The organism is Chitinophaga sp. GbtcB8 (genome assembly GCF_019091455.1).
In the GTDB taxonomy this organism is placed as follows: domain Bacteria; phylum Bacteroidota; class Bacteroidia; order Chitinophagales; family Chitinophagaceae; genus Chitinophaga.
Genome location: NZ_JAGXJN010000013.1, coordinates 1 through 14,094, shown reverse-complemented (window position 1 = coordinate 14,094; position 14,094 = coordinate 1). Strand labels below are relative to the sequence as shown.

Annotated in this window: 13 protein-coding genes; 2 read left to right on the top strand and 11 right to left on the bottom strand. The window is 48.3% G+C overall.

Annotation, left to right across the window (positions count from 1 at the left end; genetic code table 11):
• Positions 1-3: 3 nt before the first annotated feature.
• The gene (locus KVT36_RS13565) at positions 4-1,584 is read left to right on the top strand and encodes a RagB/SusD family nutrient uptake outer membrane protein (RefSeq protein WP_217604046.1); all 1,581 of its coding nucleotides are present in this window, start codon (positions 4-6) and stop codon (positions 1,582-1,584) included.
• 99 nt (positions 1,585-1,683) lie between these two features.
• Here KVT36_RS13565 and KVT36_RS13560 read toward each other — a convergent pair whose 3' ends face one another.
• Positions 1,684-3,045: a GH1 family beta-glucosidase gene (locus KVT36_RS13560; RefSeq protein ID WP_217604045.1), complete on the bottom strand. Its 1,362-nt coding sequence runs from the start codon at positions 3,043-3,045 to the stop codon at positions 1,684-1,686.
• A gap of 76 nt (positions 3,046-3,121) precedes the next feature.
• Here KVT36_RS13560 and KVT36_RS13555 point away from each other — a divergent pair, with 76 nt between their 5' ends.
• Positions 3,122-4,177: a formylglycine-generating enzyme family protein gene (locus tag KVT36_RS13555; protein WP_217604044.1), complete on the top strand. Its 1,056-nt coding sequence runs from the start codon at positions 3,122-3,124 to the stop codon at positions 4,175-4,177.
• Positions 4,178-4,221: 44 nt separating this feature from the next.
• Here the strand turns inward: KVT36_RS13555 and KVT36_RS13550 are convergent, their stop codons facing one another.
• The 10 genes from KVT36_RS13550 to KVT36_RS13505 form a co-directional block, all read right to left on the bottom strand.
• Entirely contained in the window at positions 4,222-5,931 is a 1,710-nt protein-coding gene (locus tag KVT36_RS13550; protein ID WP_217604043.1) for a M56 family metallopeptidase, read from the bottom strand.
• Positions 5,932-5,937: 6 nt separating this feature from the next.
• Positions 5,938-6,303: a BlaI/MecI/CopY family transcriptional regulator gene (locus KVT36_RS13545; RefSeq protein ID WP_217604042.1), complete on the bottom strand. Its 366-nt coding sequence runs from the start codon at positions 6,301-6,303 to the stop codon at positions 5,938-5,940.
• Positions 6,304-6,656: 353 nt separating this feature from the next.
• Complete coding sequence (locus KVT36_RS13540; protein WP_217604041.1) at positions 6,657-7,784, bottom strand: TlpA disulfide reductase family protein; 1,128 nt, start codon at positions 7,782-7,784, stop codon at positions 6,657-6,659.
• 179 nt (positions 7,785-7,963) lie between these two features.
• Complete coding sequence (locus KVT36_RS13535) at positions 7,964-9,049, bottom strand: TlpA disulfide reductase family protein (protein WP_217604040.1); 1,086 nt, start codon at positions 9,047-9,049, stop codon at positions 7,964-7,966.
• Positions 9,050-9,072: 23 nt separating this feature from the next.
• The gene (gene hisIE, locus KVT36_RS13530; protein ID WP_368670026.1) at positions 9,073-9,672 is read right to left on the bottom strand and encodes a bifunctional phosphoribosyl-AMP cyclohydrolase/phosphoribosyl-ATP diphosphatase HisIE; all 600 of its coding nucleotides are present in this window, start codon (positions 9,670-9,672) and stop codon (positions 9,073-9,075) included.
• Positions 9,673-9,773: 101 nt separating this feature from the next.
• On the bottom strand, positions 9,774-10,529 hold the full coding sequence (gene hisF / locus KVT36_RS13525) for an imidazole glycerol phosphate synthase subunit HisF (RefSeq protein WP_217604038.1): 756 nt from the start codon (positions 10,527-10,529) through the stop codon (positions 9,774-9,776).
• A gap of 246 nt (positions 10,530-10,775) precedes the next feature.
• Positions 10,776-11,927, bottom strand: coding sequence for a 1-(5-phosphoribosyl)-5-[(5-phosphoribosylamino)methylideneamino]imidazole-4-carboxamide isomerase (hisA, locus tag KVT36_RS13520; RefSeq protein ID WP_217604037.1), 1,152 nt, complete (start codon positions 11,925-11,927; stop codon positions 10,776-10,778).
• 3 nt (positions 11,928-11,930) lie between these two features.
• Positions 11,931-12,524 (bottom strand): imidazole glycerol phosphate synthase subunit HisH, encoded by a 594-nt coding sequence (gene hisH / locus KVT36_RS13515; RefSeq protein WP_089914082.1) that lies wholly within the window; start codon positions 12,522-12,524, stop codon positions 11,931-11,933.
• A gap of 8 nt (positions 12,525-12,532) precedes the next feature.
• On the bottom strand, positions 12,533-13,300 hold the full coding sequence (trpA, locus tag KVT36_RS13510) for a tryptophan synthase subunit alpha (RefSeq protein ID WP_217604036.1): 768 nt from the start codon (positions 13,298-13,300) through the stop codon (positions 12,533-12,535).
• A 77-nt stretch (positions 13,301-13,377) separates the two neighbouring features.
• Positions 13,378-14,094 (bottom strand): pyridoxal-phosphate dependent enzyme (locus KVT36_RS13505; RefSeq protein WP_217604035.1); only part of this gene is annotated, 717 nt, incomplete at its 5' end.

Below are 14,094 nucleotides of genomic sequence, written 5' to 3'. Positions count from 1 at the left end.
ATCATGAAAAAACTAAGCATATTCTTAATAGCCATAGCAGCCTGTATGTCTTTTACAGCCTGTAAAAAAAGTTTCCTGGATGAGCAGCCGCAGGATGCCGTATCCCGCGAAAGCTACTGGAAAACAGAAGCCGACGCCATTGCCGCAGTGAACAACTGTTACCGCGGGCTAGGTGATGTAGACAACCGTATGTTTCTTTCCGCTGCTACAGACGATAGCTATGCATGGAGCAACTGGCCCAGTGAAATGATCTATGTAGGCAATGGCAGCGCCACTCCCGGCAACAATGCCTTCTCCAATTTCTGGAGCAACTTTTACCGGATGATCACCTCCTGTAATGATGTGCTGGAAAATATAGACCGCGTAAGCAGCATGGATGCCACCCTGCGCAACCGCATGAAAGGCGAGGCCCGCTTCCTGCGCGCTTTTGCTTACCAGCAGCTCATTGGACTGTATGGCGATGTTGTGCTGGTAACACACATTCCCACCACAGATGAGCTGAATGAAAGCCGTACTCCCCGGGCGCAGGTGGCAGACTTTATTGTAAGTGAGCTGGATACCATCAGCAATTTGCTGCCAGCTGCCTACGATGCATCCAACACCGGCAGGGCTACCAAAGGCGCTGCACTGGCGCTGAAAGCACGCACCCTGTTATATGAAGGCAAATGGCAGGATGCTGCTGCCGCTGCAAAAGCAGTAATAGACCAGAACACTTACATTATTGATAACAACTACCTGAGCCTTTTTAACGGTACCAATAAAACCAGTAAAGAGATCATCCTATCCGCACAGTACGTAAAAAATACGCTGCCCAATGCCACGGCTACCTGGGTAGGCGGCCCTTCCCTGGGCGGCTGGTCAGAGATCACGCCTTTGCAATCTTTGGTAGATGCTTTTGAGTGCACAGATGGTAAAACCATTGACCAGTCAGCACTGTATGATCCGGCGCATCCCTTTGCTAACCGCGATCCGCGTTTAAGGCTGAACGTTATACTGCCCGGCGATACGGTGAACGGGAATGTTATTGATGTAAGCAAGCCCAATTCCATTGATGGTTTGGGCAAGAACAACGGCTCCTTTACCGGCTTCTATTACAAAAAATATGTACCGGCTGATATTGACGGCAGCTGGGACCGCAACTCTTACAATGATATTGTATTGCTGCGTTTCCCGGAGGTATTGCTCACCTATGCAGAAGCAAAGATCCAGCTTAACCAGATAGACGCCTCTGTGTATGATGCTATTAACCGCGTACGGCAGCGCGCCGGGGTGAACATGCCTGCAGTAACCACTGCCAATACCCCTACACAAGCGGCACTGCTGGCTGTGGTGAAAAGGGAAAGAAGGGTGGAGTTTCCGCTGGAGGATAACCGCCTGTTCGACATACGCCGCTGGAAAATTGCAGCTACTGTAATGAATGGTCCTGTGTATGGTATACTCAACTACTTTGATAATACCCGTAGTGATTATGGTAAAAATATACTGGTGGAACAACGGAAATTCACCGAAAGGGATTACCTGTGGGCTATTCCGCAGAGTGAAACCTCCATCAGCCCGAATGTAGGACAAAACCCCTTATGGTAATATTTCCTATGGAACAGTGACCAAGGATCATACAACAAACCCTTCGCGCAAGTAAAAGCAGCAGTTAACAATGAAAGAGGAGGATGAGGCTACCTGGCTTCATCCTTCCTCATTTAATAAGGTTTTAAACCAGTAACCGGAATCTTTAATGGTGCGGCGCTGCGTTTCAAAATCCACATACACTAATCCAAAGCGGGCGCGGTAACCTTCTGCCCATTCAAAATTATCGGTCAGTGTCCAGGCAAAGTAACCATCTACCGGCACCCCTTCCCTTTTTGCCTGCAATACAGCGCCCAGGTAATCCTGGAAGTATTGTATGCGGGCCGTATCCTTGATACGCCCGTCTTCCGGCATGTCTGTAAACGCGGCTCCGCCCTCTGTTACAATGATCCTTTTTACACCCTGGTAAGCGGCAAACTGTTTTAATACGGCATACATACCACCGGCGCTTATTTCCCAGCCCAGAGCTGTTACCGGCACCTTACGGTAGCGGGGTTTTACTTCCGATACACCTACCACCGGCATAAAGGCATTGTAACGTACTACCAGCGGAAAGTAATGTTGTATACCAATGAAGTCAAAATCAAAAGCCATACGGTCCCAGTCGCGCCAAAGGGCGTAGCGCCGTTCTATGCGTTTCAGCATGGGCATATCATGTACCGGGTATCCCAAGCCCAGCGCAGGTTCCAGGAACATGCGGTTAAAAAGGGCATCGGCCTTGCGTGCGGCCAGCAGGTCGCGCTCATTTTGTGTATAGGGTATAATGTGCGAGCAGGAGAAAGTAGTACCTATTACCGCATCCTTTACCTCTTCCCGTATTACCCGGGCGCCGGCCGCCTGTGCCAGCACTACATGGTGCACGGCCGGTAAAAAATATGATAACCCGAATTTGCCCGGCGCATGCACACCCAGCATATATCCCAGCGAGGTAAAACCAAAAGGTTCATTCAGCACTATCCAGTGTTTTACCTTATCGCCATACTCGCGTACGCATATACGCACATATTCCTCAAATGCATACACTACGCCGCGGTGGCACCAGCCGCCCCTTGTTTCCATAACATGCGGCAGATCCCAGTGGTATAAAGTAATGTAGGGGGTAAGTCCTATTTCAAGGCAGGCATCTATGAGGCGGTGATAAAAAGCAAGACCGGCTGAATTTACCTGGCCGCTGCCCTTTGGCAGTATGCGGGGCCAGGAAATGGAAAAGCGGAAAACGGAAAAACCCATTATTTTAGCCAGCAGCAGGTCCTGGAAATAACGGTTATAAAAATCAGTGGCCACGCGGGCATGGCTGCCATCTTTAATCTTGCCTTTACGCTGTGTAAAAACATCCCAGATGGATTTGCCCCTGCCGTCTTTATCATGCGCGCCTTCATTCTGAAAAGCAGCAATAGTAACACCCCATAAAAAATCATCTCCAAAATCACGACGGCTGAATGGTGCATTAAGTGATTCCATACAACCGCAGTTTACAATAGTTTATTTAAAAAAATCATTATTTAATTGTTAACATTAAGCGCTTTATTTTTAAGGTATGAATGCACGCACACTCATATACCTGCTATCAGGCGCCGGCTGCCTGGCTGCCTGCGGTAATGGCGCCCGGCCTGCAACCGCCACTGACAGCACGGTACAGGCTGCAAAGCTGACAGATACCATGAACCGCATGGTGCTGATACCCGGCGGCGGCTTTGAAATGGGAACAGATGAAATGCCCGCCCAGGCCGATGAACAGCCGGTGCATACCGTACAGGTAGATAGTTTCATGATGGATGAGCATGAGGTGACCAACGGGGAGTTTGCAGTTTTTGTAGCGGCTACAGGTTATGTTACCATTGCAGAAAAACCCATCAGCAAAGAAGAGATCCTGAAAGAATTACCGCCCGGTTCCCCTGACCCTGACAGCAGCTTGCTGCAGGCCGGCTCACTGGTATTCTCGCCCCCGGACCATGAAGTACCGCTGGATGATGTATCTCAATGGTGGGCCTTTAAACCCGGCGCCAGCTGGCAGCATCCGGAAGGGCAGGAAAGTAACATCAACGGGAAAGAGCATTACCCCGCTGTACATATAGCCTGGGAAGATGCGCAAGCCTATGCCCAATGGGCCGGTAAGCGCCTGCCTACAGAAGCAGAGTGGGAATATGCAGCACGCGGCGGACTGGCCCGCCAAAACTATCCCTGGGGCAATGAAGCGCTGACCACAGGCCAGCCTAAAGCTAATACCTGGAACGGTCATTTCCCCTACCAGAATACCAAAACAGATGGTTTTTATGGTACTGCGCCTGTAAAAACATATGCCCCTAACCGTTATGGACTGTATGACATGTCGGGGAATGTATGGGAATGGTGTGCAGACTGGTATGATGCCAATTATTATCAGCATACGCCGGCAGGGGCGCATAACCCGCAGGGGCCTGATAAAGGTTTTGACCCGGCTGATCCGGCTGCGCCCAAACGGGTAATACGGGGCGGCTCCTTTATGTGTACAGATGAATATTGCAGCGGGTACCGGGTTACGGCGAGAATGAAAACCACGCCCACTTCCGGGCTATCCAACTTAGGCTTCCGTTGTGTGAAGGATCTGAAATAGGAAAAGTGAAAGGTGAAACTTCCGCGTCACCTTTCACAACCGGGTTACTTTACAGTTATACTGTCTTTTGTTTGTATTATAATTACGCCATTAACGCCCGCTTTACCATACAAAGCTGTTGCGGGATCACTTTTCAACACGTTAACAGATGTGATCGTGTTCTTAGGCAGTGTACTCAATGCAGTCATGGTTTTTACCACCCCGTTTACGATCACCAGCGGCTGGGCTTTTAAGCTATCCAGCCCGTGGATGCTAATGGCAGTCTTTACATTAGTGTTAGTGTTATAGTTGTGACTTTTGTTAATGGTTTGAGCAGTATCCACCGTTAATTTTACCGAACGTACCTTTACAGAATCTCTTTTAAAACCAACAACCCTTACGGTAGGTGTGGAATCTCTTTTAAAATTAATTACCCTTATATCGGATCCTCCCTTGCCTTTATTGGTAGTGATCTCGATCACCCCATTTTTTCCTTTGTCGCCATAACGTGGCCGTGCCTCATTTGGTTTCAATACATTCATGGCAATAATATCGCTAGGCTTAATGTCTGGCTTATTCGTTTCTACCCCATCTATTATCCAAAGTCCATTAAAACTCCCAGGGCAAAGCACTACCTTAGATGGGCTTACGGTATCCGGCACTGGCGGCACTGGTGGTGGAGGGGGCGGCGCTTGTGGAGGAGGAGGAGGAGGTACTCGCCAGGGCGCAGGTGCTTGCGGAGGAGGTGGCGGCGGCAGGGTATCCAGAACTCTTGGCGCAAGTGGTGATTTGGGCGCTTCTGCAGCTACCGGCGCCAGGCCCGGTATGACCGGCAATGGTGCATCGGGAGCTACGGGCGCCAGCGGGGCTGCCGGTATTGTGTCTGTTACATCTCCTGTTTGCGCATGCTTAAACGCGGCCCGGCTGTAGTTTAATGATAGCAGTGCTACTGCCACCACGCATCCCAGCACCAGGTAACGCAGCATATTATATTTTGCGGAACGTTTGCTGTTCATCATTTTAATTCTGTTTTTCAGATGTGAGAGATTGAAGTTGTTTGCGATGGCCGTCGCATATGGAATTCCACTAACTTTTATCAAATTGTATTGATAGATCTTCCGGTCTATTCCCTGCTGCAGCATCCGCCGGTCCGTAATAAACTCCAGGTTCTCCCGCACGGCGGTACGCATCAGCCAGGCCCCGGGGTTAAACCAGTAAAAGATATTATTCAGCTCCGCCATCATCACATCAATGGTGTGCCACTGTTCTACATGCACCTGCTCGTGCTGCAAAATGGCATCCAGCTCCATGGGGGCATGCTGCGAGGGATTAATGTAAATATTCTTAAAGAAGGAAAAAGGATTCACCGGCTGCTGCAAAGCTTTTACCGGCAGCTGCTGTATAACGGCTGCCTGCGACTGCCGGTGTAAACGCCATAGGGATAACAGCTGCATAAAAAAGCGTATAGCCATTACTGCTACCCCTACCCAGAAAATATATACCAGTAAATGCCATACGGTAAATTCGCTTACCGGCTGCAGCTGTAACGCGCCCAGGTCCGGCACATAGGCTACCACCTCACTGATCTGCTGGTGCCGCTGCAGCAGCGCATTTACATCTATTAACGGGAATACGGATGAACAAACAATGCCGGTAAGCAAAAAGAACCGGTTCAGCACATAAAATGTAAGCCTGCGCAGTCCAAAGCGGTAAGCCAGGTAAAATAAGGTAAGCGCTATGTTGGCTTTTAACAGGTATATTAATAAGGCCGGCATATCTTATTATTTTGGATCGTTATTTTCAATCATTTTAATGATCTCTTTCAGCTCGTCGGGGCTGATCTTCTTTTCCTTTGCAAAAAAGGTCACCAGCTCTTTATAGGAGTTCTCAAAGTAGTGCTGTACAAAACCATTCATGAACTTCTTCTTGTATTCTTCTTCTGCTATCAAAGGCGTATACTCATATACGTTACCTGTTTTACGGCTTTGCAGGTAACCCTTTTTTTCCAGGTTCTTGATGGTGGATGCCAGGGTAGTGTAAGGCGGCGCCGGCGCATTATGCGCTTCCAGGAAATCTTTTACAATACCCTTGCCTTTTTGCCATACAGCCTGCATGGCAGCTTCCTCCTGCTGCGTGAGCTTTTCCATATATTTCTGTTTACAGGACTAAGTTACGATGTTTTCGTAATTCTACGACACTTTCGTAATTCTTTTTATAAAATAATTTTGGGGAGGGATAATGACTTGGAGAAGAAAGGTTTTGGGGAGGGAATTGGAGGAAGAATTTGAAGGAAGGGCTTGAAGGCAAAGGTTTGGAGGAAAAGATTCCAAGGCAAGGATTGGAAGGGAAAAATTTGAAGGCTATAGGAAATTGAAGGAAAGATCTGAAGCAGGAGGCGCCGAAGGATAATAGATCTATACAATCATCTACTATAAAAAACAAAACGCCGAACGCATTTACTGCATCCGGCGCCTGTTGTTATTTGATACTTCCGATTGAACTACTGCATTATTTCACCCAGCTTGGTTTCCAGCGCTTCGCCGCGCAGGTTCTTCGCTATGATCCTGCCCTGCGGATCTATCAGCAGGTTCTGGGGAATAGCGCGGATGCTGTACAGCTCTGCGGCGGCATTCTTCCAGCCTTTCAGGTCTGAAACGTGCGTCCAGGACAGGTTATCGGCCTGTATGGCTGCCAGCCATTTATCCTTTTTATCATCCAGGGAAACAGCCAGTATTTCAAAACCTTTTCCCTTGAACTTACTGTAAGCTCTAACTACGTTCGGGTTCTCTGCCCGGCAGGGGCCGCACCAGCTGGCCCAGAAATCCACCAGCACATATTTTCCACGGAAAGAGGCCAGGCTAACGGTCTTACCGCTGGCATCCGCCTGTGCAAAGTCCAGCGCAGGCTGGCCAATGGCGGTTTTCTTAGCTGCTTCCAGGCGTTGCACAAAGGCCTTACCGGATGCTGAATTCTTTATTTTTTTATCCAGCTTTTTAAACACCGGCTCTACATCTGCAGGGTTAATTTCATAACCCGCATACTGGTTCAGCGCAAACATCGCTATGGGCGAACCGGGATTTTTATCCAGGTAAGCGCGCATAATAGTTTTTTCCTGTGCTTCCAGTGAATCAAACCGCGGCTCCAGCTTTTTCATTCCTTCTTCATCCTTAGCCATATATAACTGGCGATATTCTTTTTGCAGGGTCCGCATCTGGGTATCTATATCTTTCAGCATACCATTCAGCTGCAGGTATGCATCATTGGCCTTAGATCCTTTTATGGAAGCGGTGCTAATGGAGTCCTGCGCGGTAATGGTAATATTCCCGTTATCCAGGAACAGCGGCAATACATCGCGCTTGCTGCCTTTGGGCATATCAGCAGGCGGATCAGTGATCACCATCATCAGGCTGGCCATAGAAGGCTCTTTAATAGTTCCTTTGAAAGCAAACTTACCGTCTTTTACCTCTGCACTATCCAGTGTATTATCATCCCCTTTCCGCACGTTCAGATATACCTTGGCCTGTTTTTGTAACTGCGCTACCGTTCCATTGATAGTAAACGGCTTCTCTTCCTGCGCAAACAAAACTACCGGCGCTAACAGCACGGCAGTCAGTATAGCTCTCTTCATAATTATTAATGCTCCTTTTAACGTTTATACGTAGTAACAAATATGAGGAAACAGCGGGGCATAATCAAACTGATTGTGATAAACGGAACCATGTGCTGATGTGCTAATATGCTAATGTGCCGGCGACTGCGAACACAGCACAGCACACCGGCACATTAGCATATTAGCACATTAACTAATTATTTCAGTATCTCTCCCAGCTTGTCTTCCAGGGCGGAGCCGCGCAGGTTGCGGGCTATAATGCGCCCCTGGGGGTCTACCAGGAAATTAGAGGGTATGGAACGGATACCGTACTGTACGGCTACTTCATTGCTCCAGCCATGCAGATCGGAAACATGCGTCCAGTTAAGACCATCCTGCTTAATGGCATGTAACCAGCGGTTCTTATCATCATCCAGGGAAATGCTGAGGATTGTAAAGTTCTTGCCTTTGTATTTGTTAAAGGCTTTTACCACATTGGGGTTCTCTGCCCGGCAGGGACCGCACCAGCTGGCCCAGAAATCTACCAGCACATATTTACCGCGGAAAGAGGAAAGCTTGATAGCCTTACCATCTACATCCCCCTGCGAAAAGTCATCTGCCATTTCACCAATACCACTGAGCTTCTGGCTTCTAATATACTGGCTTACGCTTTGTCCGTACTTGCCGGTTTGCAGTGATTTATCCAGGCCGGCAAACAGCCCTGCAAATTCATCGGGTTTTAAGCGCGGGCGTAACTCGTTGATCAGCATCCACATACTGGCTAATGCCTTGGGATGCAGCTGTACAAAGGTTTTGCCGGTCTTTATTACATCATCGCTGAAAACACCGGCTTTTTTGCGGAAAGCTTCTTTGGCTGCTTCATCATCGCCTGAAATGCCGGATGCTTCCTGGTTTAATGCATGCGCTCTTTGTATCAGCGGCTGAAATTGCACCTGGTATTCCTGCAGGGCTTTTGTATTATCATTGCCTTTTACAGCGGTTGCTATCGGAAATTTATCTGCGCTCAATGTTAACTGCTGCGGGGTTGGGCCCGGCACAAATAACAGTGGCTGGTCTGTACCTTCTAATATCAGCGCGAATACAGAGGGTTCTGAGGGTTGCTTAATGGTAAAGCTGAACTGGCCTTTTTGCAGCACAGTGGAGTCGTCCGGGTTATTGTCGGCATCATCGAACAAATAGATCTTTCTCCCATCGGCCCCGCTTACCGTGCCGGATATTACGTTTTGTGCGTTGGCAACTAAGGCACTGGCGGCACAGCACATCACCAGGAATAAATGCTTCATGTTATAAATATATAAAAAATATTCTACTTATGTCTTTCCTTCAGCACATTCAGCACATCGGATAACTGGTGGCCTTTGGCATTCAATAAGATCAGGTAGTGGAACAGCAGGTCAGCGGCTTCATTCAGGAATAATGTTTCGTTATTATCCTTGGCTTCTATTACTACTTCCACTGCTTCCTCCCCTACTTTCTGGGCTATTTTGTTAATGCCTTTGGCAAACAGGCTGGCTGTGTAAGATTTTTCCGTAGGATTATTCTTACGGTCCGTGATCACGCTTTCCAGCTTTGATAGGAAATCGTTGCTCACATTCACCTCATCCCAGCAGGTATCTGCACCTGTGTGGCATACCGGCCCTACCGGGTTGGCCTTTATCAGCAATGTATCGTTATCACAATCCACTTTAACGTCCTGCAGCAGCAAAAAATTGCCGCTCTCCTCCCCCTTGGTCCACAGGCGCTGTTTAGAGCGGCTGTAAAAGGTCACCTTTTTTTCCTGCAGGGTTTTGTTCACTGCTTCCTGGTTCATGTAACCCAGCATCAGCACTTTCAAAGTAGCTGCATCCTGTATAATGGCCGGCACCAGGCCGTCCGGAGACTTTTCAAAATCAATTTTCATACTAATCGTATTTGTTTGAGCCGAAAGCGCAAAGCATAAAGCGTAAAGCTAATGCAGCGGAGTATTTTCTGCTTTTATTGAATACCGAAGTATTCCTTTCACCCAATCTAAAATCTGATGTTTATTCCTTTGCTGTATAAGTACTTCTTCAGGTCGGGTATTTCTATTTCCTTGTAGTGGAAAATGCTGGCGGCCAGCGCGGCATCTGCCTGGGCATTTTCAAATACTTCTGTAAAATGATCCATGGTACCTGCACCACCGGAGGCGATCACAGGTACGTTCAGATTTTGAGACAGCTGCCCTGTAATATCCAGCGCAAAACCCTGCTTGGTACCATCGTTGTTCATGGAAGTAAGCAGTATTTCACCGGCGCCACGGTCTACCGCTTCTTTGGCCCAGTCATAGGCTTTGGTAGTGGTTTTTACGCGTCCGCCGTTCAGGTACACATACCAATCGCCTTCTTCAAAACGGGTATCAATGGCCAGCACAATACACTGGCTGCCAAATTCGCGTGACAGCTCATCCACCAGCTCCGGGCGTTTAAAGGCAGTAGTGTTTACGGATATTTTATCTGCACCTGATTGCAGCAGCACATATACATCCTCTACGGATGATATGCCGCCGCCTACTGTAAACGGAATGTTCACATGGCGGGCAATACCGGTTACCAGCTCTGCCAGTGTTTTTCTCCGTTCATTCGTAGCCGTTATATCCAGGAACACCAGCTCGTCAGCGCCCTGCTGTGCGTATAAAGCACCCAGCTCTATAGGATCGCCGGCATCGCGTATATTTTCAAAATTCACCCCTTTTACGGTACGCCCGTCTTTGATGTCCAGGCAGGGGATGATCCTTTTTGTAAGCATGTTCTTAAATTTTTAAATTAATAATGAAGAATGAATAATCGAAGGGATTGTACTTCAAGCCTTTATTAATAATTATGATTATCCACTCGTTTATACCCGTATTACGAGGCTCTCCTTCGTCATTGCGAAGCATAGCACAGGTTTGTGCGGAGCATGCTGAAGCAATCTCCTGCCATTTATTCGCAAGATTGCTTCGTCGCCCCACGCACAATAGCTTTACACTGCGCCTCGCAATGACGGCAATTTTTAATTATTCATTATTAATTCCTTCAGCTGCTCCATGGTAATGCGTCCTTCATAGATCGCTTTACCTACAATGGCGCCGCTGCAGCCTATTTCGCGCAGGGTTTCAACATCCTGCAGGTTGCTTACGCCGCCGCTGGCTACAAAGTTAATATCCGGGAAACGTTCCAGTATTTGCTGGTATAGTGCGGTGGACGGGCCTTGTAACAGGCCATCCTTTGCAATATCCGTACAAAAAATGTTATGTACGCCATGGCGTACATTCTCTTCCAGGAAATCATAGATGGAGAGCTGGGTAGTTTCCAGCCAGCCGCCTACTGCTATTTTTTCTTCCTTCACATCAGCACCCAGGAATATTTTTTCAGGTGCATATTTTTTTACCCAGCCAAAGAACAGCTCCGGGTCTTTTACCGCTATGCTGCCAATGGTAGCCAGCGCAGCCCCGCTTTCAAATACAATATCCAGGTCCTTTGCTGTTTTAATGCCTCCGCCAAAATCCACTACCAAACCGGTTTTTCCGGCAATAGCTTCCAGCACTTTCCAGTTCACTACAGCTCCTTTTTTAGCGCCGTCCAGGTCTACCAGGTGCAGGCGCTGCACACCAATATCTTCAAATGCCTTTGCTACTTCCAGCGGATGTTCGTTGTACACTTTTTGCTGCGCATAATCGCCTTGTGTAAGACGCACACATTTGCCGTCAATAATATCTATGGCGGGTATTACGGTAAATTGCTTAGTTGTTTGCACGGGTAATTCCATCCTGCAATAAATAATGTTATTCTTTTCAAAATAATTGCCTGCTTTTGTAAAACCCAGGCGCGTATAAAAACCTTCGGCAGTACGGCGGGCATGGCACCATAATAAAGGAATACCAGCCTTCCGGCACTGCTGCTGCATTTGTTTAATGAGTAAGGTGCCGTATCCTTTACCCTGTAAAGCCGGTGTGGTGGCCAGCTTGCGGAACTGGGCCTGCTTACCGTTCATAAACAGGGAGCCTACACTCACCAGCTGCCCGTCTTTAAACAGGCCAAAGTGCAGGGCTTCCTCATCATGGTCCACACGTACACTATCTAATGACTGGCCGGGATATAATACATCCCTGCGCAGCGGTAAAGTATCGTTGGTTTGTATCTTCTTTATCTCAATGCCTGCCATTACTTATAACTTCAGAAAGCTTTCCAGCAATTTTTGTCCTGCCTCTGCTGATTTCTCCGGGTGGAACTGTACTGCGTAAAAATTATCCTTTTGTAAAGCAGCGCTATAGTTCACCACGTAATTGGCAATAGCCACGGTTTCCGGCGCCAGTGCGGCGTAGTAGCTGTGCACAAAATACATGTAGCTGTTTTCCGGTACCTTTTCAAAGATGGTGCTGTGCAAACCGGCTATATTGTTCCAGCCTATCTGCGGGATCTTTAACAGGTTAGCTACCGGCGATTGAAAACGTTTTACCTCTACATCAAAGATGCCCAGGCAGGGCGTATTATTTTCTTCAGAGTGTTTGCACATCAGCTGTAAGCCCAGGCAAATGCCCAGCACCGGCTGCTGCAGGCTGGTGATCACTTTATCCAGGCCGCGCTGCTGCAGGTACTGCATGGCGGTGCTGGCCTCTCCCACACCGGGAAAGATCACTTTGTCAGCTGCCCGTATCTCTTCAGGATCGTCGGTCACCGTGCCCTGCACCCCTAAGCGGTCCAGCGCAAAAAGCACGGAGCGGATGTTGCCGGCGTTGTATTTTATGATGGCTGTTTTCATGTGTGTTCTTACTTTACCGATTGAATGAACTGTTTAATGGTTCCATCCAGATCTTTTGCATTTTCTACTGCTTTAATAAACGCCGTTCCAATAATAGCGCCATTGCTGTATGCACAGGCTGCATCAAAGGTGGGTTTATCTTTTATGCCAAAACCGATCAGTACCGGTTTTTTCAGCTGCAGGGCCTTTAAGCGTTCAAAGTAAGCCTGCTGGCCTTTCATATCCTTATCTTTCCCGGTGGTGGAAGAGGAGGATACGGCGTATACAAATCCTTTGCTCAGGGCGTCTATCTGCCGTATGCGGGCTTCGCTGGTTTCCGGTGTTACCAGAAAGATAAGGTGTAATCCATATTTTTCAAACAGCGGGCGGTATTCCTGCTCATACTCCTGCATGGGAAGGTCCGGCAAAATGAGACCATCTACCCCGGTGGCTGCGCACTGCTGTAAGAATTGCTCTATGCCAAATTGCATTACCGGGTTCAGGTAACCCATAAGTATAACGGGAACGTGTATATTTTTTCTGAAGTCTTTTAGCTGGGCAAACAGCTTTTTCAGGCTCATGCCATTCTGCAGGGCACGGGTGCTGCTGTCCTGTATCACAGGTCCGTCTGCCAGCGGATCGGAGAAAGGCATGCCCAGCTCTATCATATCTGCGCCATGCGCCTGCAGGGCCGTCATTACCGGCAGAGTATCTTCCAGGGCAGGAAAACCTGCTGTGCAGTATATATTGAGGATGCCCGTTTGTTTGCTTGCAAAAAGTTGATCTATGCGATTCATTCGATTTTAGATTTACGATTTACGATTTTAGATTTTAGATTTTATCGAAGTGCTTCCACTAAATCTAACATCGTAAATTATTTCTGCATGTGTTTAATGTAAGTGCCCATATCCTTATCACCACGGCCGGAAAGGCATACCACTACTACATCGCTGGGTTTCAGGTCCAGGCCTTTTAAACGGGCCAGTGCGTGGGATGATTCCAGCGCAGGGATAATGCCTTCCAAACGGGTAAGCTCAAAAGCAGCTTCCAGGGCTTCATCATCCGTAGCGTTCAGGAAACGTGCGCGGCCGGTTTCATACAGGTGAGCATGTAAAGGCCCTACACCCGGGTAATCCAAACCAGCAGAAATAGAGTGTGGTTCTACGATCTGCCCGTCTTCTGTTTGCATCAGCAGGGTTTTGCTGGCATGTATAACACCCGGTTTGCCCAGCTGGGAAGTAGCGGCGGAAAAACCGCTGTTCACTCCTTTACCGGCTGCTTCTACGGGTACCAGCTGCACCTGCTCATCATCCAGGAAATGGAAGAAAGCGCCCGCTGCATTACTGCCACCGCCTACACAGGCCAGTACATAATTGGGATAAGGGCTGCCGGTTTTTTCCTGCAGCTGCTGTTTTATTTCTTCGCTGATTACGGATTGAAAACGCGCTACCATATCCGGGTACGGATGCGGCCCTACTACGGAGCCTATGATGTAATGCGTATCCACCGGGTTATTGATCCAGTCGCGGATAGCTTCGTGGGTAGCGTGTTTCAAGGTACGGCTGCCGCTGGTGGCAGGGATCACGGTAGC